Consider the following 21,900-nt stretch of genomic DNA (forward strand, 5'->3'; position numbering starts at 1 on the left):
GCCCGAGATACGACACCCCACCGGTCATCCGCCCAGCATCTGCGCGATGTCGTCGCCGCTGATCGCGGATCCGAACACGTCACCGTCCCCGATGACCGCATCGAACAGTGCGCGCTTCTTCTCCTGCAGGGCGACGACCTTCTCCTCTACGGTGTCCGCCGAGACCAGTCGGACCACGGTTACCGGCCTGGTCTGGCCGATCCGGTGCGCCCGGTCGACGGCCTGGGCTTCCGCAGCCGGGTTCCACCACGGGTCGCAGACGAAGCAGTGATCCGCCTCGGTGAGGTTCATCCCGAACCCGCCCGCTTTCAGGCTGATGAGGAACACCGATGGTCCACCCGATCGGAACTGGTCGACCTCGGAGGCCCGGGCATGCGCCGACATCGACCCGTCGATGTAGCGGACACGGACGCCGACGGTGGTCAGACGGTCGCGGATGATCCGCAGGAATCCGGTGAACTGACTGAACACGAGAGCGCTGTGGCCCTCCGCGACGAGTTCGGGGATCACCCGGGCGAGATGGTCGACCTTCGCGGATGGGATGGTCGCGTGCTCCTCGTCGACGAGCCCGGCGTGCAGACTCAACTGGCGGAGCATGGTCAGCGAGCTGAGGATCGCGATGCGATTCCGGTCGAAGTCATCGAGAAGCCCGAGGAGACGCTGTCGTTCGCGATTGAGGCGCATCCGGTAGATGCGATCGTGGTCAGGGTGCAGCGGAAGTACCACCGTCTGCTCCTGCTTGGCCGGGAGGTCGGTCGCGACGTCGGCCTTGGTCCGTCGCAGGACGACCGGCTTGATCCGTCTCTGCAGCAACGACAATCGTGTCGCGTCGCCGTGAGTCTCGATCGGCCGCCGAAAATATTGCGTGAACGTGTCCGAGGCCGGGAACAGTCCGGGAACGGTCAGCGACAGCAACGCCCACAGCTCCGACAGGTTGTTCTCCATCGGTGTGCCGGTGATGGCGAGGGTGAACGGAGCGTGGAGTCGACGAGCCAACTGGTGGGTCTTGCTCGCCGGGTTCTTCACGAACTGCGCCTCGTCGAACACCGCTCCCGCCCAGGGGATCGTCGACAGCTGCTCGAACTGCAACCGGAACAGTGCGTACGAGGTCACGACGATCCGCGCGTCTCCCACAGCCTCGACGACGCCACGCCCGCATCGCTTCTCCGTCTCGGTGATCCCCACCGCGGGAACGTCCGGCACGAACCGTTCAGCCTCGGACAGCCAGTTGCCGACGACGCTCGTGGGCGCGACGACGAGGAACGGTGCCGTGCATCGGGTGTGGGCGACGAACGCCAGCGTCTGCAGCGTCTTGCCGAGGCCCATGTCGTCGGCGAGGATCCCGCCGATGCCGTTCTCCCACAGGAAGCAGAGCCAGTCGAGTCCGCGACGTTGGTAGGGGCGGAGATCGGCCCGAACTGTCGTCGGGACGGCGACGGGAACCGGTGGTTCCGCCGCAGCGAGCCGCGCCACCCGATCGCGCCATTCCGCCAGTTGGGTCTCGACGACCCCGAGGCCCAGCACCTCGTCCCACAGCGACGCGTTCATGGAGTCGCGTCGAATGCGGCCGTCGTCGACCTCACCGAGTGCGCGGGCCTCGGCCAGCAGGTCCGACAGCTGACGCAGCTCCGGTGTGTCGAGCCGGAAGTACACCCCGGACGGCAGCAGCAGGTGCGTCGCCCCGCGGGTCAGTTCGGTCAGCACCTCCGCGAGCGGGATCGACTCACCGTCGATCTCGACCGCGATCGTCAGGTCGAGCCAGTCGGTGGCCGAGTCGTCGTCGCCGAGGCCGAAGGACACCGTCGCGGCAGAGCGCGCAGGACGGTATCGCGTGGTGTCCCCGTGGATCTCGACAATGATGTCGTCCCGGGCACGGATGTCGGGGACGACCTCGCCGATCAGCACGGCCGCCTCGACCGGTGCGAGCGTGTACACGCGGGCGAGCACTGACGTCGGGGCCTGCGCGACGTCACGGGGGAGGGGGTCGAGTCGCTCCATCCAGAGACCCGCCGCGCGAACATCCTGCTGCTCGTGTCGGTTCGCCTGGTCCCACCACCGGGTGGCGAGCGTCGCGGTGCGTTCGAGCACGTCGCGGATCGCGTCCCACATCGTGAGTTCGGCGGCGACGTCGCGAATCGGGTCCTCGTCGATGTCGAACCGGGGGTCGAACTCATGCCATTGCTCGTCGACGCGGTAGCGGACGGTCCACTCGACGCGGGCGGTGCCGTCGATCGCGAGGTGGACGACCAGCGACGGCATCGGTGGCGAGACGAACTCGCCCTCGAGCACGTCGTCGTCGAGACGCACGTCGATCCTCGCCCGCAGGGCCGGTAGATACGACGCGGTGAACTCGTCGAGATCGCGACGGGGGATCCGAACCCGCTGCCGTGCGACGAGGTCGAGCACCAGGGGATCGGCGTCGACGAAGCCGGCGAGGTACAGCGTGGTCAGGCCCACGACGGCGACACCGTGCGGCGGTTCGCCGAACGTGACGGCAGAGGACGTCCCGCGGTGCGGCGCCCGCAGGGTGACCGACGGTCGGACCGTGAGTCCTCCGTCGGCCTCGGGCACGATCGTCAGACCGGGGACGATCGGTTCCACCACCTCCACGCAGTGCACTCCGAGCGACGGGTGCGGCTGCAGACTCACCCCGGCGTCGACCGCGCGGACCAGGAACTCCCACAGGTGTGCCGATGCCTCGTTCAGGCTCACGGTCGGCGACCGGTGTCGAGACCGCGTGGACGACGCCACCGCCGCCAGCGCACGGACCGCCGACAACTGGGCGGGGTCGATCTCGTCGACCGCGGGAGACCGGAGGTCGTATAAGCCGCCGACGGCCCAGAGTTCGTCCCAGTCGATCTCTCGTCGGCCACGGACTCCGAACTCGCTCGGCACCGTGATGCGCAGAGTCAGGTCGCAGATACCGGTCGCGTCGTGGACGGGTTCGACCTCGAGCGTCATGGAGCGGTAGGTGGTCGACTCGTCGACCGCGGGTGCCAGCCGTGTGCGCCAGTCATGCAGTGCGGCCGGGCCGCTGATCTCGGGGAGCATGCGGTCGACGGTCCTGGCCGTCGCCGACAGATCGGGTTCCACAGCCCCCGTCGTTCCCGATTCATCCCCAGATCGCCGCGTCTGCACAACCGGTTGCCGCTGGGCGGGCCGCTGCGCCATGCTGGCCGCATGACCTGGGAGACGCATCCCGTCACACCCGACCGCTTCGACGACTTCGCCGACGTCGTCAACAAGAACCGGCGGACCACACACTGCTGGTGTCTGTCCCACAGGTTGCAGCCGAAGCAGATCGACGAGCTCGGCGGGGGATCCCGCGAGCAGGCCGCACGTGCGCTCTGCGAGCGCGACCACCCGCCCGGTGTGGTCGCCTATCGCGACGGCACTCCGGTCGGGTGGTGCAGTGTCAACCCGCGCTCTGACACGCCACGGCTGGTGCAGAGCAAGCTCATCCGGCCGCACGACGACATGCCGGTCTGGAGCATCATCTGTGTCGTCGTCCGCGCGGGACACCGCAAACAGGGTGTCGCCGGTCAGGCTATCCAGGGTGCTGTCGACTACGCCGCCGCGAACGGTGCACCGGCCGTCGAGGCGTACCCCGTCGACCCGCCGGGACGGATGGATCTGACGATGGCGTTCGTCGGCACCCGGAAGATGTTCGAATCGGTCGGCTTCGAGATCGTCGGTCAGACCGACGCCGTCGCGTCGAAGATGCCCCGGCTGATCATGCGCCGCTATCTCTGACCGAACGGCCACGGCACGTTGTGCTCCGCGTAGTCGATCGGCTCGAGCGGATCATGTGCCGGCAGCTCCAACCCTGCCTGCGCCAACAGCATCGCGTCCGCGAGGTGCAGTGATATCAGCTCGCCGCCGTCGACGTCGGTGCCACCGATCCTGATGTCGACCCGTGACGCGCCCTCGAACGGTGCCGTCAGCTGGGCCGTCGACCCGTCGAGGCGTCGGCACCGATCGATCCACGGGTCGTGCGGGAGCAGACACAGCGTCTCGGGGCAACCGTCGCGGGACACCCGCGCCGGCACCGCAGCCCGCACGGTCGAGGTGAAATCGAGCCAGACCGCGTCACCCCGCCACACCGGGACCAGGAACTCGGCACATCCGACCTGCCCGACGTCGTCGGCCTCACGGAGTTCCAGCGCGCCCAGGTCAGGGAGCAGTCCGAACCGCTCGGCCGCGACGACCGTCCGGCGGACGCCGACGACGAGACACCCCTCGATCCCCGCCTGCGCCGGTGTCACCCGTATCCCGTCGGCCCCGATCTCCGCGACCACGCCCTGCCTCTCGTCAACCCTCATACCCGTTAGATGCCGACGGAGGCGATCTGGTTCCACCCGATCCCGAGAGATCTCGATCCGGTCATATGACCGGCCTGGCCGGTCGGCGGGACCGACCGCCGGTCTACGCTCTCGTACGCCGAGCGAAGGACGCTCGTGCGAGGGGAGACGACGATGAGGGCGACACGCGCCGGAACACTGGGGATCATCGCGGCAGGGATGCTGCTTGCGGCGGCCTGCAGTTCCGGATCGACCACCTCGACGACCGGCGGTGTCCAGGCCGGCGGATCGAGCGCGGCGCAGCAGACCCCGGCGAAGCCTCTCTCGGCCTACCTGCTGGAACAGTCCGACGTCCCGTCCGGCTACCAGCAGCAACAGATCCCGCCCGGTGCGAACGAGGCGATCGGTCCGATCGCCGACGCCACCAAGGGCGCCACGGTCACGCCGTCGTCGTGCCAGCCGGACCTGTCGAAGTTCTCGGCGCAGGAGGCGCTCTCGGCACCGAAGGCGATCTTCGCCGACGCCTCCAGCGGCGCTGCCATCGTCACCGCGGCGAGCACCACGTCCGCCGGGGCGAACGGATCCGTCGAGCAGTTCCGGCGCTACAACCTCGGTGACTGCGCGACCCACCAGATCACCACCACCGTCGGTGGGAACTCGGTGACCGCGACGCAGAAGGCCACCCAGCTCGACGTCGACACCCCGGGTGTCTCCGGGAGTGTCGCGGCACGTATCGAGACAACGGCGAGCATCCCTGGCGCGCCCGCGCGCACCACGCAGCAACTCGTCGCCCTGCTGCCGATCCCGAACGGCGCGGTCCTCGTCAGCGTCAACAACCTCATGGGGCAGCCCGACGAGGCCGTCTTCCAGCAGGTGGTCACCGCCGCGGCCAAGCGGATCGCGGGCTGAGGCCGCGGTTCACGGACCCACGGCGGTGACATCGAGATGACCCGCTGCACAGGGTGACTGATGGCTGAGCCGAAGCGCGCCGCGCCGCAGGAGATCCGGTTCTTCGGGACGACGACCTGGGCGACTCGTGGCGTTCGCTACTGGTGGCGACGCGCGGGACTTCTACTCCTTTGGTGCCTCATCTGCGCGATGTCCGTATGGTTCGTCGGCATTCTCTACGGCGGGGTGATCGGCGAGACGTCTGGCGTCGTGCGCGCCGTTCTCCTGGTGGGCATGTCAATCGGCGTCGCCGGCAGCTGCATCTGGGGGTACAGCCTGATGCGCCGGAGCGACGCCGAGAAGGCCATGGGCGTGCCGATGATCATGCGATCGGGTTCCACAGCGGAGGAGCGGCGACGTGCGGGTATGGCAGGACTGGGCGCCGGCGTCGCCCGGAGTCCACTTGTCCTGTTCTCACAGGTGTTCGTGGTCGGTGTGTTCGCGGCGGTCATCGTCTCGCTGTGTCAGAAGTACATCTCCATCGAGGAGTTCGAGGCGGCGACGGGCAAGAAGGCACCGAAGCGGACAGCCGACACGAAGTTGAGCTGGCGTCTCTGGTAGCCGTCAGCTCAGGACCGAATGCAGGAGCAGCAGGGCCGGAGCGGCGAGCACAAGCCCACCGACCACGCGCGCGGCCGTCGTCCCGATCGCGACGCCGATGAGCGCGAACACGATGGCCGCGATCGCGAGCCCTTCCGCCACCGGCACCCCGCTGCGGTCGGCGAGGTGGGTGCCGTTCTCGAAGTCGGAGGCGAACTCGGTGCTGAACAGCAACCCAAGCAGCGGCAACGGTGCGAAGGCCGCACACAGGACTGACACGAGCGAACACGCGAGGCCGAGACGCTGCCGCGGTCGAAGGGAGTCGGTCATGCCGACCATTCGACCCGAGGCCTGACTCCCCGAACAGCGCAGAACTACTCACCCCATCCCGGATCTGACACCCTGATCCGGACACGACCGGGGGTGGACACGATGGACTTCACACAGGAGCGCGCAGCGTTCCTCGCCGGGTACGGCCGGCCCGACGCGCTCCTGGCCGCCCTTCGTGACCAGGCGTTCTTCGTGCCCCTCGACGTCGATGAACAGTTCTTCACGCTCGTCGTCGACGACGTCCCGTGGAACGTGGCGTTCACGACGTGGGAGCGGCTACAGGAGTTCGCCCGGGCCGCCGGCCGCGATCTGGCATCTGTAAGCGTGTACGAGGTGACCGGTGGTTCGTTCATCGATACAGTCACCACCCAGGGGCCGGTGCCGACAGGGCTCGTCGTCGACGCGCACCAGGCCGATGTGATGGTGTTTCCGCCGGACGTGCTGACGTCCGGCCCGACGCGCTAGGGGGCGGCGATGGGTCTGAACGTTCGGCCTGAGGTCCTCGACCAGGCTGCGAAGGGCATCAACGGTGTGATCGACGGCCTGTCGGGAACGCCGGTGATCGGGGCCTACGCGGGACAGACCGGGCGCGGTTTCGGTGACCTGGCGCTCTCCGGTGAGCAGATGAGTCGGGAGAATGCCAAGGCCGCGATGGACGACTTCTGCGAACGGTGGGAGTGGGGCATGCGCTCACTCGTCCAGACCGCCAACGACATCGCACACCACCTGCACCTCGGCGCCGGCATGTACGAGAACCAGGAGAAGTACAACGCCGACGCGCTGAAGGACTTCGCGAACGACCTCGTCGGCGACCCGAGCCTGCAGAAGGAGAGCGTGCGCGACGCCGACGGGAACATCGTCGTCCGCGGCACCGACGACATGTCCGCAGGCGACCTGGTCGACTACAACCGCGATCGCCTGACACACCCCGACGTCTCGCCCGAGTCGTTCGCCGCGGTGAAGGACGACATCGCGAACAACCTGGCGTCGGTGAAGAACGACATCCCCGACGCCGTCGGGGTGGTGTCCGCGATCGGCACCGCCGGACCCACACCACCCGACTGACCGGTGGGCATCTTCGACAAGATCGTCGACGCGGGCGAGGATCTCCTCGACTCCGGGGAGAAGGTGCTGGGCAAGGCGGTCGACGCCGGGACCGATCTCGTCGGCGACGGTCTGCGTGCTGTCGGACTCGACGGGGCAGCCGACGCAGTCGAGGACTTCGGGGACTCGGTCGCCGATCAACTCGGAGCCACCCCGGACGAGAAGTCGCTCGACGAGACGGACGATCCGAAGGAACTCGTCCACGGTGACGTCGGCGCGTTGCGTGATCGGGCGTCGTCGCTGACGACGATGGCCGGATCGCTCGACGACGGCGGCTCCGGTCTGCGCGGGATCTCCGTGGGCGACTGGACCGGTGAGGCGGCCGACGGCTATCACGAGAAGACCGCGGCCGAGTTCCCCAAGTGGTTCACCGCCGCCGACGCCTGCGAGGCCGCGTCCAGCGCGCTCACGGCGTTGGCCGGGGCGGTCGATGCGGCACAGACCCAGGCCGCCGAGGCGGTGCGCCTGTGGAAAGAGGCTCAGCGACAACACGATGCGTGGGTCGACGATGTCAATCGCCGCACCGACGCCTACAACGCCGCTGCCGATGCGTACAACGCCGGTGCCACCGATGTGAAGCCGACGATGCCGACGTTCGGTCCGGATCCCGGTCCTGCGGTGAAGCAGCAGGCGAACGATGTGCTGAGACGGGCACGGTCACAACGGAACGCCGCGGCCGACGACGCGGCCGGCGCGCTGCACGGCGCGGCAGGGCAGGCGCCACCGCTCCCCGCGGCGGGGGACCGGCTCCTCGACTCGATCGGCGACTATGCCCAGGCTGCCGACATCGCTCGGCAGCACTTCGGGGTCGGCCTGGTCGGTGTCGCGACCGACACCGTCAAGATGCTGCGGACGGTCAACCCGACCGACCCCTACAACCAGGCGCATCCGGCCGAGTACCTGAAGAACTCCACCCAGCTCGGTGCCGGGCTGGTGCATGCCGCCGCTCATCCCAAGGAACTGGTCAAGGGTTTCATCGGGACAGGCTGGAGCAAGGATCCCGCCCAGGCGTCGGGCGCCCTGACGGCGAACATCATGTCGTTGGCCGCGCCAGGCCCCAAAGGTGCAGGGGCACTGTCCGGTGCTGGACGCGCAGCCGGTGCCGCCGGCCGCGACGCGGCGACGACAGCCGCGTCGGCCGCACGGTCGGCGACGACGTCGGGCGCCCGCGACGCCGCGGCGGTGGCAGGTCGCGGTCTGACCGATGCCCGACCGTCGATCGGCAAACTCGGCGACATCGGCGACAGCCGTGCCGCGACCCCGTCGTCTGCACCCTCCGCCGGAGCGCCCCGATCCGACACCCCTGTTGCCGGACACCAGGAGACGACGGCGCCTGCGAAAGCGGAGCCGACGACGCAACCGGTGTCGCACCACACGGACCCCGGGACCGGACGTGACTCACCGACCTCGGATACGAACACCTCGCACACACCCGACGCAGACGGGCAGCACCCGGGACACACACCCGACGAGCCCGCTGCGGCGAAGCCCGAGCCCGATCAGTCGGCGAAACCGGAGCCCGCTCAGCCGACGCACCACGACGGCGACACATCTTCTGACCGCGACACAGGGACACCGCGCGGTGACGACGCGAGACAACCAGTGCACGACAGCGATCCGACTCCCGCTCGCGACCCCGACGGACCACCACCGCGCACCGACGATGCGCCGACACCCCACGACGGCGACGGCCCGCCCCTGCGCGACGTCGACCGGGGGCCCGTGCACGACGGTGATCCCGCCCCACCGACGACGACGCCCCACGGATCCGGCGAACCTGCGCCGACGCCACACGCGGGTGATGCGCCCGACGCAGCTGCCGCCCGCGATCCCGGGCCTGCTCCGGTGCATGAGTCACCAGCAGCGGACACAGGGACGCCTGTCGCCTCGACGAGGCCTGCGTCGATCGATACGGCGCCTCCGCCCCCGCACCCACAGGCCGTCCATCCCAGTTCCGGTGACGGGCGATCGATCGACACGAGACCTGTGGACAGCCCTCGGAGCGACACTCCCCGAACGGATCCGACCCCGCCGGCGGCCGGTACGTCGCAGTCGGCCGTCACACCGCGTGGCGACGGGCCGGGTCTGTCACCGCGTCCCGGGGACGCGGTCGGTCAGACCCCGGGGCGTCTCGCGGACGGGCCGTCGGGCGGGCAGTCGACTCCTGCCCATCACGGTGGACGTCCCGATCAGCCCACGGCAGGCGCTGTTGCTCCGAAGACGGTAGATCCTGCGGGATCGCGGCCGCGATCCGACGGCGGTGCCTCCACCCGGGAGTCGTCGGCCGGTTCCGGTGGGCGCACCGACGGTGGGGGTGACCAGTCGGTCTTCACGCCGAAGGAGACGCTCACCCCCAACAGTCGCATCGATCACGACAATCCCCACTCCTCGCTCCAGCGCGAGGAGTGCACCGTCGCCGGTGAACCCGTCGATGTCGCCACCGGCGAATACTTCCTGCCTGCAACCGATGTGGATCTGCCGGGCATCCTGCCGCTGACCCTGGTCCGCACTCACCGGTCGGGGTTCCGCGGTGGCCAGTGGTTCGGCTCGTCCTGGACCAGCACCTTCGACAGTCGGCTGCTCGTCGACGACGACGGCATCACCACCGTCGACCCCGACGGCGTCGTTCTCCGCTTCCCGCGTGTCGAGGGCGACGATGTGGTGGTCGCGGAGCGGGGAGCGCTGTCGACCCTGCGGCGAACGCCTGTCGGTGGCTACGTCCTGACCGACAGGACCGGCTCCCGGCGCCACTGGTTCGATCCGAAGCCTCAGCTCGGTGGCGTCGACGTGGCCGCCGGGGCCTTCGCGTTGAGCGCCATCACCGACCGCAACCACAACCGGATCCTGTTCGGCTACAGCGACAAAGGTGTGCCGGTCAGCGTCGAGCACTCCGGCGGGTACCGCATCGCCGTCGACACCGCCGACGCGCGGATCGTCCGCTACCGCCTCATCACGCTCGACGACGACGGTGTTGCCTCCACGACGCTCCGCGAGTTCGGGTACACCGACGGTGATCTCACCTCGGTGACAACGGCAGTCGGCGCGACGACGCACTTCGCCTACGACGAGCACCGCATCGTGGGGTGGACCGACTCGATCGGCCAGACCTACGAGAACGTCTACGACCCCGAGGGTCGCGTGGTGTTCCAGAGCGGGACCGACGGGGTGTGGGCCGGCCGCTTCGACTACCGCGATCTGCCCGACGGCACCGGAACCGTCACCGCTGTCACCCATGCGCTCGGGGCCACGACGTTCTATGCCATCGACGTCGACGGGCGACCGCAACGAGTCGTCGACCCGGTGGGCCGCGAGACCGTCACGCGCTGGGATGTGCGACGCAACCCCATCAGCACCACCGACCCGTCCGGCGCGACCACCGCCTTCGATCACGACGACAACGGCGATCTGGTCCGCGTCACCGGGCCGTCGGGTGACACCACGACCGTCGCCTACCTCCGGCCCGGGCTCCCGGCACGCATCACTCGCGCCGACGGTGGCGTGGAGACCATCCGGTACGACGAGCGCGGGAACGCGGTCGAGGTCACCGATCCTGCCGGCGCGACCCGTCGCATCGACCGCGCGTCGAACGGTGCGCCTGCGGTGCAGGTCGATCCCGACGGGCGCAGGGTGCTCGTCGAGACCAACGCTGCGGGTCTTCCGGTGCGTGTCGAGGACGCGCAGGGTCACGCGACCGCCGTCGAGTACGACACATTTGGTCGGCCCGTGCGCATCACGGCTCCCGACGGGGCGGTGACCCGGCGTGAGTACGACCTCGAGGGTCGGCTGACCACCGAGGTCGCTGCCGATGGTGGTGTCGAGCGGTGGCTCTACGACGGCGAGGGCAATCGGGTGTCGCATGTCGACGCTGCGGGAGCGGAGACCCGCTGGGAGTACGGCCTCTACGATCTTCCGCTCGCCCGGGTCGACGCGGACGGTTCGCGGACCGAATTCGAGTACGACACGACCCGACGACTCGTCGCCGTCGTCAACGCGCTGGGGCAGCGCTGGACGTACGACTACCAGGCCGATGGCCGGGTGGCCCGCGAGGTCGACTTCTCCGGCGCGGAGACGACCTTCGGCTACGACGCGGTCGGCCGCCTCGCCTGGAAGCAGAACGGTGCCGGCCAGCGGATCGACTACACCTACGACGCCGCGGGGAACCTCGTCGGCGAGCGCTCCGGCGACGACGAGGTGGTCTACGAGCGTGACGCCCTCGGCCGGATGGTGTCGGTGTCGAATCTGTTCGGCCGCGCGGAGTTCGGCCACGATGCCCTTGGCCGCGTGGTCTCCGAGGCGTGGAACGGCGAGGAGGTGGTGTCGGCCTGGAGTGCCGCGGGTGATCTTCTCCGCCGGTCCATGCCGAGCGGATCGACCGTCGGCTTCTCGTACGACCCCAGCGGTGCGCTCGCCGGTGTCGACGTCGATGGCAGGGCGATCGAGCTGACTCGGGACTCGATGGGCCGCGAGACCCGACGGACGGTGGGGGCGGTCGCGATCGACTCTGCCTGGGATGCCGTCGGGCGACTCACCCGGCGCGCGGTTGTCGAGGGAATCGCTGACGCGGGGCGTCTGAACCTCTCACTCGGTGGGCCGAGCGCCGAGCGCACCACGTCGGCGAGCACGTTCGGCTACCGACCTGACGGGGCTTTGCTGTCCGTGACGGGGGAGGGCCCCGCCACCGAGAATCTTTTGCCGCGAGCGCGTTTCGATCTCGACGACGCCGGCCGAGTGCGTGCCGTCGCGGGTGACGACCGGACCGTGCGTGAGGCCTTCTCGTTCGACGCGAACCACAACATCGTCGGCTCGGTCGTCGACGGCGAACGGCACGGGTGGGAGTACCGCGACGGCCGCCTCGTCGACGACGGGCGGTGCACCTACGGCTACGACGGTGCGGGACGCGTCACGCAGATCGTCCGCCGACGGTTGAGTCGGAAACCCGATGTGTGGCAGTACGGCTGGGATGCGTGGGATCGGCTGAGGTGGGCGGTCGACCCGACGGGGCGTCGGTGGGGGTACGAGTACGACCCGATGGGTCGGCGGACCGCCAAGATCGCCGACAACGGTTCGCGTGTGGTGTTCCGGTGGTCGGGGACCCAGCTCGTCGAGCAGTTCGACGAGTCCACCGGCGAAGTCATCACGTGGGTGTACGAGCCAGGTGGCATGACGCCGGTGGCGCAGGTGTCGGGCCGAGCCGGGTCTCGCCCTGCCGGCGGGCTTCTCAACCTCGCCGAGAGCGACGACGATGCTGCGAATCTGCCGCAGTCCGAGGTGGACCGCCGCTTTTTCGCGATCGTCACCGACCAGATCGGCATGCCCGTCGGTCTTCTTGACCCGGTTTCCGGTGAATTGGCCGGCCGCGCTATCACCACTCTCTGGGGTGAGTCGACATGGACGGGCGAGTCGACGCCGCTGCGCTTCCCAGGCCAGTACGCCGACGACGAATCGGGCCTGTTCTACAACCTCTTCCGCTACTACCACCCCGGCTCGGGCCGCTATCTGACGCCTGACCCCCTCGGTCTTGCTCCGGCTCCGAACCCCTACGCGTACCCCGAGAACCCGACGACAGCCGCAGACCCGCTCGGGTTGATGCCGTGCCCGGAGGTTGCTGGCAGCGAGACTGTGAAGCGATGGGGCCCGCATGAAGCAGGCCCGCTCGATCCGACCTTGGCATCGACGTTTCGCGGGGGGAGCTACTACGAGAGAGTCACTACCGAGCCGATGGTGCTGTACCGCGCTTTCACCGAGGGCAAGTTCCCGTTGGGACGCTTCTGGTCTCGAGACTTCCCTGCGGGGCCGATTCAGGCGCGAATGGACAGCGCACTCAACCCAGCATGGGGCAACGAGGCGACCGCGGTGAGCCGGATCGAGGTGCCCGCCGGCACTCGCTATTTCGAAGGTTCGGTTGCACCGCAGGATGTTTACGCCGGTGGAGTCCTGCATGGAGGTGGCAACCAGATCGTCTTCCAGCCTGGTTTCGACGTGCCGTTAGAGTGGTTGCGGTGATGCCTCCTAACGCGGACGCTCCTCTCGCCGTCTCAACGTTCTTTGAGGCATATAGGGGCGTCGCTCCGATTGGTCTGATCCTTCCCGATGGATGGTTCGGCAAGCCGTGGGACGAGATCCTTACGCTTCAGGGAGCGGAGTTTGCGACACCGCGTCGGTTCGCGGTGGATTTTGGCTGGCAACGAACGCTCGCTTTGGACCTCGTTGGATTTTTGGTGACGAGGGACCTCAGTGAGCTGGTCTTCGAAGGCGAAAACATCAGCTTCAGAGCAGGATCGAGTGAGCGGTCGTTCAAGCAGGGGACCACAAAGCTGGTGGTTTCGGATTACTACAGGCCAAACGCCCACCCCCAAAGCGTCCAGAAGCTCGCGACGTGGGCAAGGTCGGCGTCGATTTAGCTGGCGCCGCGGGTACCCGAGCTGCGGAGAGCGATGCGCTCTCACTGCACCGTCTCGCAAGCGCCGGACACCAGTCGAACCAGTCGATGGGTGAGCTCGAAACGCCGTGCGCATGTTGGCTGGTGCGACTGCTCAGCCGGTAGGGCTGAACCGACGGAAATCCGATGAGTTGGTAGGGGAGCGTGCATGCTCGCGTGAAGCTTCTAGGTGCCTGATTCGGAATCAGGGGCGGGCACTTCACTTGCCAGGCTCGACAACCCGTCGTTCCGCCAAGAACGACGGGTGCACGCAATCCCACGTCGCGAGCAGGGCGTCGTCGACGATGTGGCGTGCCAGCATCTCTGCGTCGGAGACCTCGAGGATCATTCCGCTGGTGGTCCGTGTCCACCCGGCCTCGACCAGCAACTCGGTCTGCTCGTCGCGGCACTCCGGGTCGGGGTGCAGGGTCTTCGGGGCGATGGTCGCCGACCAGCCGCCGAGCGGTGACGCGCTCACCCTCACCACACCTTGCGGACCCTCGGGGTACTCCCACGACTGCGCGACGGTCAGTCGCTGCCCGGGAACGAGCAACTCGATCTCCGCGGCCAGCTCCACGACGTAGCCCTCCCACGCCTCGGCCACCATCAGGTCCACCGACGGGCGTGCAACCCGACTGGCGGTGGGCGTGCCGTCAGGCTCGTCGCCGATGCCGAGCGCGTTGCGGAGGGTGGGCAGGCCCTCGTCGAGGAACTCATACCACCGGCGCAGGTACCAGCAGAAGTAGAGGAAGTTGTAGCCGTCGCACCGGGCGAACGTCGCGGCGTAGAGATCGTCGTCGCGGACCGTGAGGGTGATGTGGTCGAACTTCGGTCCGAGCACACGGGTCAGTGTCGGCGCCGAGACGTCGAACGGCATGTCGGTGATCACCCGAGCGAAGATGTCGAGCTGCGGCTTCTCCATCGACACCGCCACCGAGGTCGCAAAGTCGGCGCCAGGGATCCGGATGATCAAGTCCGGGCCGATGACCGGCGCCCCGCCGATGAACGACGCGATGTCGTCGCGCACGCGCCTCCGCAGGGTGTCGGGACCGAGGCGCCCCGGCGGCGGCGAACCGTCCGGCTGGTAGTCGCCGAGAGGAGCGATCTCGTCGGGATGGTCGAGCAGCCAATGCTGTCGGGCGATCTCGACGACGGTCTCGGCGATCTCGTGCGGGTGATAGGCGACCTGGGTGAGCCGGTCGGACCGGATCTCTGCCCAGTCGAGCGTGGCCCCGCCGTCAGGACGCGGCCCGACGAGTCTCCTGCCCTGCCCCTGCCGGAGGTCGATCCGCAAACCGGCGCCCGCGTCGCCCTCGGCCGGGGCGATGAACATCCAGTCCATGATGGTGTCCCGCTCGAGCCGGTGGGCCAGTGAATCGATGAACGCCTCCCAGGCGGCGTCGTCGAGCGTCAGTTGGTCGGTCACGGTGACCTCCTCATGTGCTGACGCGGCCCGGTCATCAGCAAGGTCGATCGTGGCCGTCGAGTCCGCGATGCGGAACCCGAACTCGGTGGAAGAACCACCGTTCACCTGCAGGTTAGGGGAGGGGTCCGACACGTCCGGTCCAGGGCGAGTCGGTATCGCGTGGAACGAACCCGGACCCGCAATCGTTCAGAAAGTGAAAGACAGCCAAGACCGCAACGGAGGAGATGAGCGACGTGTTGTCGAGAGTCGTGAACGTTGCCGAGCAGGTGGCCGACGCCGCGCTCGGAATCGTGGGTGTCCGCGTGTTGACCGAGGAGCCGAACCACACCACGCGCAGGTTGACCGACAGCGTCGAGATCCGTCGGTACGGTCCGCGGATCGCCGCGGAGACCACGGTGCAGGGTGCCGACGAGGAGCAGGCGCGGTCCGACGGGTTCCGCCGTCTGGCCGGCTACATCTTCGGCGGCAACCAGGCGGGCGAGAAGGTCGCGATGACGGCGCCCGTCAGCCAGGGCGCGTCGAAGGGTCAGAAGATCGCGATGACCGCTCCGGTCTCGACGTCGAGTGACGACGACGGTTGGGTCATCCGGTTCTTCATGCCGTCGAAGTGGACGATGCAGACGCTCCCGACGCCGAAAGACGATCGGGTCCATCTCGTCGAGGTGCCCGACGAGTCCGTCGCCGCAATCCGATTCACCGGCTCGCGCAGCCCCGAGGCGGTCGCGACGAAGACGAAGGAATTGCTCGACGCGCTGTCGGCGAACGGCGTCGAGATGACAGGCGAGCCGGTCAGCTGGTTCTACGACCCGCCGTGGACCCTGCCCTTCCGCCGCCGCAACGAGGTGGTCGTCCCGATCGCGGAGTGACCAGCGGTCACGGGCGGAGCATCGGCGGATGCAACGCCGTTGCCGAGCCGGCTCGATAGAGCTGTGCGTGCCGACCCCGTGATCCGGTGGAGGCGGTCTGCCCCGCCACAGGACGGACGAAGTCCGGCGTCGCCAGCACCTTGCGCCGAAAGTTAGCCCGGTCCCACGTCGTTCCCCACACCGTCTCGTACACGGTCTGCAAATCGCGCATGGTGAAGGTGGCTCCGACGAATTCGGTTGCCACCGTCGAGTACTCGAGCTTTGATCGGACGCGTTCGAGTGCATCGTCGATCATCTGTCTATGATCGAACGCCATCTCTTCTGGGAGGTCGTCGACCGCGGTCCACATCGCTTCGGCGGCGTCGGTGCCCGCGACCGGGTCGGGGAGATCCGGCGCGAACGCCACGTACGCGACGGAGACCACTCGCATCCGAGGATCGCGATCGGGCGCGCCGTACGTCGCCAACTGCTCGATGTGACCGCGGAACAGTGCGAGTCCGGTCTCCTCGAGCAGCTCGCGCGACGCGGCGTCGTCGATGGACTCGCTCGCGCGCACGAAGCCCCCGGGGAGGGCGAGCTCTCCACGGAACGGCTCCTCACCGCGGGTGATCAGCAGCAGACAGAGGTGTCCGTGTCGGATCGTGAGGATGGTGAGGTCCACGGTGACGGCGAAGGACGGGAACTGCGCACTGTCGTAGGTCACTGCATCACCGCGGGAGGGGTGAACGTCGACCGGTGCTCGAGCATCCGGTCGACGACTCTCGTCGCCAGGTCGAGCCTGTCGTCGAGGCTGCCCGTCAGCAGAACCCACGACAGACCCTGCCGGGTGAGCGCATCTATGAACCAGCCGGTCATCTCGGCGCGGATGTGTTCGCCGTCGCGAATACCGTCCTGCACGAACGAAACTCCGTGATGGTCCGTGACCAGATAGATGCGCCCTCGGCCGTCGGAAGTGCTACGCGCGAATCGGCTCTGCGGACCGAGATACCGGCGTTCCCAGACGGCGGTTGCGACAGCGTCGGTGTCGCAGACGAGCAGGGGTGACCCATCGCGGGCCGCGTCGTCTTCGAGTGTCTGCTGGGTGCGAGCAATGTGCGCGAAGTCGTCACCCGTCCATGTCAGCTCTGACATGTCGGCGGTCGGGTCCTGCTCCCGCAGCGCGTGGAGTTTCGCTTCGGTGGCGTCTCGGCCGTACTCGGGGACCCAGCGAGTCTCCGCCCAGATCCCTCCACGCTCCCGGAACCGCTGCGCCAGAGCCTCACTGACCGTTGTGGTCCCCGTCGACTCGGAACCGAGAACGACAACACGCGTGGTGAGGCCGGCTCGTGCTGGGGCATCCAGCTGACGCCAGTTGCCGGCCAGATCGGCACGGCAGGCAGTCGCCGAGATCGGTATGCGGTCGCGATCGGGGTCGACGGCGACGTGGTCGGCGTCGAACCATCGGGCCAACTCGGGACCGTAGGCCTCGCTGCTTACCACTACGCCGATCGGTTCGTCGGTGATGGTGTGGACTGCTGCCCGCATGCAGGCGACCTGCGCTGCCCACACCGCGGTGGAGGTCAGGTCGACCGGCGCGTCACACCGGATTCCGGTGATGGCGACGTTCGGGTTGTCGCGGTGCGACTCGCTCAGCCAGGCGACGCGGTCGGCGAGCGGGATCGTCTCCGACACCGTCGACATCGCAACCACGACAACGTGATCGGCGATCTCGGCCGCGTGACGGATCAGCATGTGGTGGCCGGCGTGGGGCGGATAGAACTTGCCGATCACCAGGGCATGACGAAACATGTCGGCCCTACTTCTGTGCGACCAGCACGGCGTCGTCGGCGACGTCCGTACTGTCTCGACGCCAGGCGCGCAGGCCCATGACGCAGAGGGCGAGGAAGCCGACGTAGAGGATCGCGGTGAGGACGAGGTCCTTGTAGAGGTAGAGGGGGACGTAGATCAGGTCGGCGGTGATCCACAGGATCCACGACTCCCACCGCTTTTTCGCCTGACCCCATGTGGCCATCAGTGACAGGGTCGTGGTGAGCGCGTCCCAGAATGGCACCGCCGATTCGGTGGCGAGTGCGAGTAGCGCTGTGATGAGGATGGTCCCGAAGACCCCGGCGCCGAGGAGCCAGAACCACTCGCGGCGCGAGGTGCCGGTCACCGCCGACGGCGCCGCCTCGCGTCCCGCGACCCACAGGTACCAGCCCCACAGGGCGAGAGCGATGTACACCAGCTGCAGTGCCGAGTCCGCGTAGAGCCCCGCGGTCATGAACAGCAGGATGAACGTGACGTTGTTCGCGATGCCGATCGGCCAGTTCCACACGTTCTGCCGCGCAACCAGGTAGACGCAGACGGCGCCGGTGACGAAACCGATCACCTCGACCCACGACGTGGGCGCACCGAACGACGTGAACGCAGTCGACCCCAGCCAGTCGATGATCCCCACGACGACCCTCCCTTTTGTAGTCGGCCTGACTACTATTCGGGGACGATAGCACCCACACGCCTGTTCGTCGCCCCGATTACATGTCGGTGGCCGGCGCTACCGTCAGGGCGTCGAGACGAGGAGGAACACATGACACGGGACACCGAGCCGGCGGGAACACGCGAGTGGTCGGACATGACGGAGTGGGTCGTCGAATCCGTGTCGGACAAGCCGGTCGGCTTCGTCTTCGACCTCGGCCCGCGGGACTATGGTCCGGCGGAGGAAGAGGAGGGCCTCGAGGCGATCTGCGCGCAGGTGGTCGTTCTCCAGGACGACGTCCTGATGCTCCGCCGCTCGCGGAGGGTGCTGCGCCGTCTGAACCTCGGCGACCACTCCGTCGACGACCTGCCCCTCGAGGAGTGGCTCGACAGCGAGAATTTCGAGGACTGCACTGACGGCTACATCTTCACGCAGGACGTCGAACTCATCGCCGACGCGGTGACGTCGTGGTTCCGGGACTGTGGCCTCGTCTCGACGCCTGAGGAACTCGGATGCAGCTACGAGTTCCCGGATGATCTCCTGCCGGAGGATGCCGTATAGAAGCTTTACGAAGCCGCTACCTCGATTACTGAATGCGGTCCGATAGACCTCCGGACCACGATGAGAGGATCCTGGTGTTTGGATGGTGGCAGACGCTCGAGCACTTCTCGGCTCCCGGCTCTCACCCCGTCGCGACGTCCGCTGACGAGCAAAAGGTGGTGCAACACGCGCTCCGCCGAGCAACGGGGAGTCAACGATCGCGTCCGGTCCTCGCTGGCAGCGGCCGCGATGACTGGAACATCCTCGGTCAAATCGGCTCTCGCCGCGAGATGAGCGTGTCCCAGCGAGCGAAGTACGACCGAGCGCGCCGAGGCGGGACGCGGGGCAATCTGGGGCCGGTACCGTCCGACGCCGAACTCTACGGGCGTACCGAAGGTCTCGACAGAGCGACTGTCTCGACGAAGTCAACTCATGATGACCTGTTGGCTGAACTCGGCAACCTGACACGGGCCAGGTTTAACGGAGTATCGGCTCCCTACAAGCTGCTTGTTTTGAGATGGGCTACTAACCGAGCTCTCGATGGCGAGTCGCGCCTTGTGCGCCTGTCGCCGGTCCGGCGCGAGATCGCAAACATTCTGTCGCCCTACCGGATCGGGACGTCGGCGCCGAAGCCTTCCGATCCCTGGTCGGCGCTTGACGGCAGCTCGTGGTGGGAACGCAGGGTGACCACTAACGGCGACCTGGGCGGCTTGAGTCTGCCTGTGTATCGGCTGATTCAGGAAGACAGGGGGTTCGGGCGGCGTGCCATAGGGGTTCTTGAACAACTTATTGCCGAGACCCCGCCCACGCAGGCGACCACACCTGCACGCCTGGCGCAGGCCGAAGAGCCAGGTGTTTCAGTGACACCACTGCAGATCGAACGCAACCTTGTCGAGACGTTCGCGATAGAGCAACCAGGCCGCGAGATGACCGCATTGCGAAGGGAAGCCGGCTTGGTCGAACGATACGCAGATCATCTACGGTCGAAGGGTCACAAGGTGCACCGGGACATGATCGTGCTGGGTCAATGTCTGACCGCGATAGAGCAACGAGGACCCCTTCCGCCCAAGCCGCTCCGAGGAGCGTCGCTGCGCGTGAACCACGCGATTCAGATCTGCTGCAAGAGTCGACTGTGCGCGATGCCGCGCCAGGGGCGAGGTTCCTGCAGCGGAGACCGCCATCCGCAGGTCCGCAAATTGCGGTGGCTTTGCACTCTCTGACGTCAAACGCTGCCGAGGCGAGCGTTCGTAGGAAAGGAACGAATGGTGGCTGACCTCAAAGATGATGAGTACAGGCTCTTCTGTGCTTTGCCTGCGGATGGCACACCCCTCGGAAATCGAGCGCTACGCAGCCGGATGGGCTGGCCTCTACCGAGGTACAGCCGTGCACGAGACGGTTTGCTTGAGAAGCAGTTGGTGGCGAAGGGTGTCGGAGGAGGCGGAACGCTCCGCCGCGCCGATGCGGCGGTGGCGTCGATACCAGCTCCGGTTGCCGAAGCGGCTCTCTACGATCCGTTGCTGTCGACGCTGGAAGGCGCCTGGGCGTCTAAGCGGATGCTGACTCCCCTGGTGTGCGAGGCCACTGCTTTCGGCGGAAGTCGTCAGACGGGCGGCAGGTGGAGTCGGCCCGATCTCGTGGTCATAGGTTTCAGACGGTTTGAGCTGGTGCCTGCTCGCTTCGAGGTGGTCACGTTCGAGGTGAAAACCGCCTCGAACGTGAATGTGATGGCTGTGTATGAATCCTTATCGCACAGTAGGGCTGCAACGCATGCCTATGTCATCTTTCACATCCCGCGCGTGCTTTCCACTGCGCGATCCGGAGAGCTCGATGCCGCCATTGCCGTTGCGGCAGAACATGGAATCGGTGTGATCACAGCTGAGAATCCATCAGACTTTTCGACGTGGAAGGAGCCTCAGTCCGCCGGCCTACTTCCGTCGGATCCTGCGCGGATGAACGAATTTCTTCATCGTCAGGTGTCATCGGCGGGAAGAAGGGTTTTGGCTGCGGAAGTCGCTCGACACGACGGAAACCTGTCGAAGGGTTCACTTTCCGACCCATAAGCACTCATCGCGGTGTCGTCTGAGCGCGTCCAGGTCGGGCCACAAGGCCCTGTCTTTAGGCAAGCGGATAGCTTGCCCCTCGAGGGCGCCGTATCCGGAATCGCTAAGCTGCGGCGAGATGCGCACTCGGTATTCGGCGTCAACGGTAACGAGTTGCGCGTCGAAGAGCGTATGGACGTCGGACCGCAGCAGGAGCCCGTTTGTCACGTGGTGACTGTGGTCGCCGAAGTAGCGGTCGACATGCGCGGCCTCAAGAACTGCTTCGACATCACAGCCAGTCACGGCGCAGGTTGACTCGTACGCACGGAGCAGTTTTGTGCGGAAGGATGGCTGTCCCTGACGTATCACTATTTCCTTGCGCGCACGTTCCCGTAGGTCCTCCCCAAGAATGTAGCTAGGAGCGCTAAAGGAAATGTCGGCACGGGCGACTGGATTTGTAGTCGATCCCTCGGGTCGCACGAAGATTGAGCGTAGGTAGCTTTCAGCTCTGTCAGGTATTTGCACTGGCGCGATATTTGGACCGAAGCGTATTCCCGTTGCCGTTTTGAACTCGCCCCATCCTGGGTCACTGTCCAGCTCGTCACTGACCAGAACGAGGTGAACTCGCGCGAGGTACACCGTCCTCTCGCGGTCTGCCCACCTAGCAGGGGCGTCATCAACGGTCAGCGCACGAAGATCGCCCGTCGCACGCGCCCAGAGCCTGAACCCGGCCAAACCAAGCCAGAAAAACAGATCATCGCCCGCGCGGATATTGGCGTTGCGAGTTGTGTCCCAAAGTCCATCCTCGATTGCGAACTGCAGGTGCTGGGGATAGTCCTTCCCAACGGAGAGAATCCATGCGGACACGACGAGCGCCTCTCGGTGAGGTCGCATCGGGTGGAGGCATGTCCGTGGGGAAGCCTGTCGGGCCGA

Annotated in this window: 19 protein-coding genes; 11 read left to right on the top strand and 8 right to left on the bottom strand. The window is 67.2% G+C overall.

Going from position 1 to position 21,900, the window contains the following annotated elements; translation table 11 throughout:
- Window positions 1–24: 24 nt before the first annotated feature.
- Window positions 25–3,051 (bottom strand): DEAD/DEAH box helicase, encoded by a 3,027-nt coding sequence (locus tag ACXVUM_RS13065; RefSeq protein WP_458522205.1) that lies wholly within the window; start codon window positions 3,049–3,051, stop codon window positions 25–27.
- Window positions 3,052–3,180: 129 nt separating this feature from the next.
- On the opposite strand from ACXVUM_RS13065, the gene ACXVUM_RS13070 reads away from it, so the two are divergent.
- Window positions 3,181–3,753: an N-acetyltransferase family protein gene (locus ACXVUM_RS13070; RefSeq protein ID WP_458522206.1), complete on the top strand. Its 573-nt coding sequence runs from the start codon at window positions 3,181–3,183 to the stop codon at window positions 3,751–3,753.
- On the opposite strand, the gene ACXVUM_RS13075 is transcribed toward ACXVUM_RS13070, so the two are convergent.
- On the bottom strand, window positions 3,744–4,322 hold the full coding sequence (locus ACXVUM_RS13075; protein ID WP_458522207.1) for a hypothetical protein: 579 nt from the start codon (window positions 4,320–4,322) through the stop codon (window positions 3,744–3,746). The two genes, ACXVUM_RS13070 and ACXVUM_RS13075, sit on opposite strands and share 10 nt — an antisense overlap.
- Before the next feature lie 153 nt (window positions 4,323–4,475).
- Here ACXVUM_RS13075 and ACXVUM_RS13080 point away from each other — a divergent pair, with 153 nt between their 5' ends.
- Window positions 4,476–5,210, top strand: coding sequence for a hypothetical protein (locus tag ACXVUM_RS13080; protein WP_458522208.1), 735 nt, complete (start codon window positions 4,476–4,478; stop codon window positions 5,208–5,210).
- A 60-nt stretch (window positions 5,211–5,270) separates the two neighbouring features.
- Window positions 5,271–5,810, top strand: a complete 540-nt coding sequence (locus tag ACXVUM_RS13085; protein ID WP_458522209.1) for a hypothetical protein — start codon at window positions 5,271–5,273, stop codon at window positions 5,808–5,810.
- Between the two features lie 3 nt (window positions 5,811–5,813).
- Here ACXVUM_RS13085 and ACXVUM_RS13090 read toward each other — a convergent pair whose 3' ends face one another.
- The gene (locus ACXVUM_RS13090; RefSeq protein WP_458522210.1) at window positions 5,814–6,119 is read right to left on the bottom strand and encodes a hypothetical protein; all 306 of its coding nucleotides are present in this window, start codon (window positions 6,117–6,119) and stop codon (window positions 5,814–5,816) included.
- A gap of 102 nt (window positions 6,120–6,221) precedes the next feature.
- On the opposite strand from ACXVUM_RS13090, the gene ACXVUM_RS13095 reads away from it, so the two are divergent.
- The 4 genes from ACXVUM_RS13095 to ACXVUM_RS13110 are packed head-to-tail and all read left to right on the top strand — an operon-like array spanning window position 6,222 to window position 13,624.
- On the top strand, window positions 6,222–6,584 hold the full coding sequence (locus ACXVUM_RS13095; RefSeq protein ID WP_458522211.1) for an SseB family protein: 363 nt from the start codon (window positions 6,222–6,224) through the stop codon (window positions 6,582–6,584).
- Between the two features lie 9 nt (window positions 6,585–6,593).
- Window positions 6,594–7,184: a hypothetical protein gene (locus ACXVUM_RS13100; RefSeq protein WP_458522212.1), complete on the top strand. Its 591-nt coding sequence runs from the start codon at window positions 6,594–6,596 to the stop codon at window positions 7,182–7,184.
- Window positions 7,185–7,187: 3 nt separating this feature from the next.
- Complete coding sequence (locus ACXVUM_RS13105; RefSeq protein ID WP_458522213.1) at window positions 7,188–13,226, top strand: putative T7SS-secreted protein; 6,039 nt, start codon at window positions 7,188–7,190, stop codon at window positions 13,224–13,226.
- A complete protein-coding gene (locus tag ACXVUM_RS13110; protein WP_458522214.1) occupies window positions 13,223–13,624 on the top strand; it encodes a hypothetical protein in 402 nt (133 codons plus the stop codon). The genes ACXVUM_RS13105 and ACXVUM_RS13110 overlap by 4 nt, the downstream gene beginning before the upstream one ends.
- A 237-nt stretch (window positions 13,625–13,861) precedes the next feature.
- On the opposite strand, the gene ACXVUM_RS13115 is transcribed toward ACXVUM_RS13110, so the two are convergent.
- The gene (locus ACXVUM_RS13115; protein ID WP_458522215.1) at window positions 13,862–15,067 is read right to left on the bottom strand and encodes a TY-Chap domain-containing protein; all 1,206 of its coding nucleotides are present in this window, start codon (window positions 15,065–15,067) and stop codon (window positions 13,862–13,864) included.
- Between the two features lie 224 nt (window positions 15,068–15,291).
- Between ACXVUM_RS13115 and ACXVUM_RS13120 the strand changes: the two genes are divergently transcribed.
- The gene (locus ACXVUM_RS13120) at window positions 15,292–15,933 is read left to right on the top strand and encodes an SOUL family heme-binding protein (protein ID WP_458522216.1); all 642 of its coding nucleotides are present in this window, start codon (window positions 15,292–15,294) and stop codon (window positions 15,931–15,933) included.
- Window positions 15,934–15,940: 7 nt separating this feature from the next.
- Here ACXVUM_RS13120 and ACXVUM_RS13125 read toward each other — a convergent pair whose 3' ends face one another.
- From ACXVUM_RS13125 to pnuC, 3 genes are read right to left on the bottom strand one after another with little or no spacing between them, the layout of a single operon-like run.
- Window positions 15,941–16,636 carry an NUDIX hydrolase gene (locus ACXVUM_RS13125; RefSeq protein ID WP_458522217.1) on the bottom strand — a complete coding sequence of 232 codons (696 nt, stop codon included), beginning with the start codon at window positions 16,634–16,636 and terminating at the stop codon, window positions 15,941–15,943.
- A complete protein-coding gene (locus ACXVUM_RS13130; RefSeq protein ID WP_458522218.1) occupies window positions 16,633–17,721 on the bottom strand; it encodes an AAA family ATPase in 1,089 nt (362 codons plus the stop codon). The genes ACXVUM_RS13125 and ACXVUM_RS13130 overlap by 4 nt, the downstream gene beginning before the upstream one ends.
- Before the next feature lie 7 nt (window positions 17,722–17,728).
- Window positions 17,729–18,364, bottom strand: a complete 636-nt coding sequence (gene pnuC, locus ACXVUM_RS13135; protein ID WP_458522874.1) for a nicotinamide riboside transporter PnuC — start codon at window positions 18,362–18,364, stop codon at window positions 17,729–17,731.
- A 135-nt stretch (window positions 18,365–18,499) separates the two neighbouring features.
- On the opposite strand from pnuC, the gene ACXVUM_RS13140 reads away from it, so the two are divergent.
- The 3 genes from ACXVUM_RS13140 (at window position 18,500) to ACXVUM_RS13150 (ending at window position 20,988) form a co-directional block, all read left to right on the top strand.
- A complete protein-coding gene (locus ACXVUM_RS13140; RefSeq protein WP_458522219.1) occupies window positions 18,500–18,949 on the top strand; it encodes a hypothetical protein in 450 nt (149 codons plus the stop codon).
- A gap of 422 nt (window positions 18,950–19,371) precedes the next feature.
- On the top strand, window positions 19,372–20,148 hold the full coding sequence (locus ACXVUM_RS13145; RefSeq protein WP_458522220.1) for a hypothetical protein: 777 nt from the start codon (window positions 19,372–19,374) through the stop codon (window positions 20,146–20,148).
- Window positions 20,149–20,343: 195 nt separating this feature from the next.
- Window positions 20,344–20,988: a hypothetical protein gene (locus ACXVUM_RS13150; protein WP_458522221.1), complete on the top strand. Its 645-nt coding sequence runs from the start codon at window positions 20,344–20,346 to the stop codon at window positions 20,986–20,988.
- Here ACXVUM_RS13150 and ACXVUM_RS13155 read toward each other — a convergent pair.
- On the bottom strand, window positions 20,971–21,834 hold the full coding sequence (locus tag ACXVUM_RS13155; protein WP_458522222.1) for an HNH endonuclease: 864 nt from the start codon (window positions 21,832–21,834) through the stop codon (window positions 20,971–20,973). The genes ACXVUM_RS13150 and ACXVUM_RS13155 overlap by 18 nt on opposite strands.
- Between the last annotated feature and the right edge of the window lie 66 nt (window positions 21,835–21,900).

The organism is Williamsia sp. SKLECPSW1 (assembly GCF_054332755.1).

Bases quoted from the DNA above. Each gene is read 5' to 3' on its own strand.
- ACXVUM_RS13090 (WP_458522210.1), bottom strand. From the start codon at position 6,119: ATGACCGACTCCCTTCGACCGCGGCAGCGTCTCGGCCTCGCGTGTTCG.
- ACXVUM_RS13065 (WP_458522205.1), bottom strand. From the start codon at position 3,051: ATGCTCCCCGAGATCAGCGGCCCGGCCGCACTGCATGACTGGCGCACA.
- ACXVUM_RS13070 (WP_458522206.1), top strand. From the start codon at position 3,181: ATGACCTGGGAGACGCATCCCGTCACACCCGACCGCTTCGACGACTTC.
- ACXVUM_RS13075 (WP_458522207.1), bottom strand. From the start codon at position 4,322: ATGAGGGTTGACGAGAGGCAGGGCGTGGTCGCGGAGATCGGGGCCGAC.
- ACXVUM_RS13095 (WP_458522211.1), top strand. From the start codon at position 6,222: ATGGACTTCACACAGGAGCGCGCAGCGTTCCTCGCCGGGTACGGCCGG.
- ACXVUM_RS13080 (WP_458522208.1), top strand. From the start codon at position 4,476: ATGAGGGCGACACGCGCCGGAACACTGGGGATCATCGCGGCAGGGATG.
- ACXVUM_RS13100 (WP_458522212.1), top strand. From the start codon at position 6,594: ATGGGTCTGAACGTTCGGCCTGAGGTCCTCGACCAGGCTGCGAAGGGC.
- ACXVUM_RS13130 (WP_458522218.1), bottom strand. From the start codon at position 17,721: ATGTTTCGTCATGCCCTGGTGATCGGCAAGTTCTATCCGCCCCACGCC.
- ACXVUM_RS13140 (WP_458522219.1), top strand. From the start codon at position 18,500: ATGACACGGGACACCGAGCCGGCGGGAACACGCGAGTGGTCGGACATG.
- ACXVUM_RS13120 (WP_458522216.1), top strand. From the start codon at position 15,292: ATGAGCGACGTGTTGTCGAGAGTCGTGAACGTTGCCGAGCAGGTGGCC.
- ACXVUM_RS13085 (WP_458522209.1), top strand. From the start codon at position 5,271: ATGGCTGAGCCGAAGCGCGCCGCGCCGCAGGAGATCCGGTTCTTCGGG.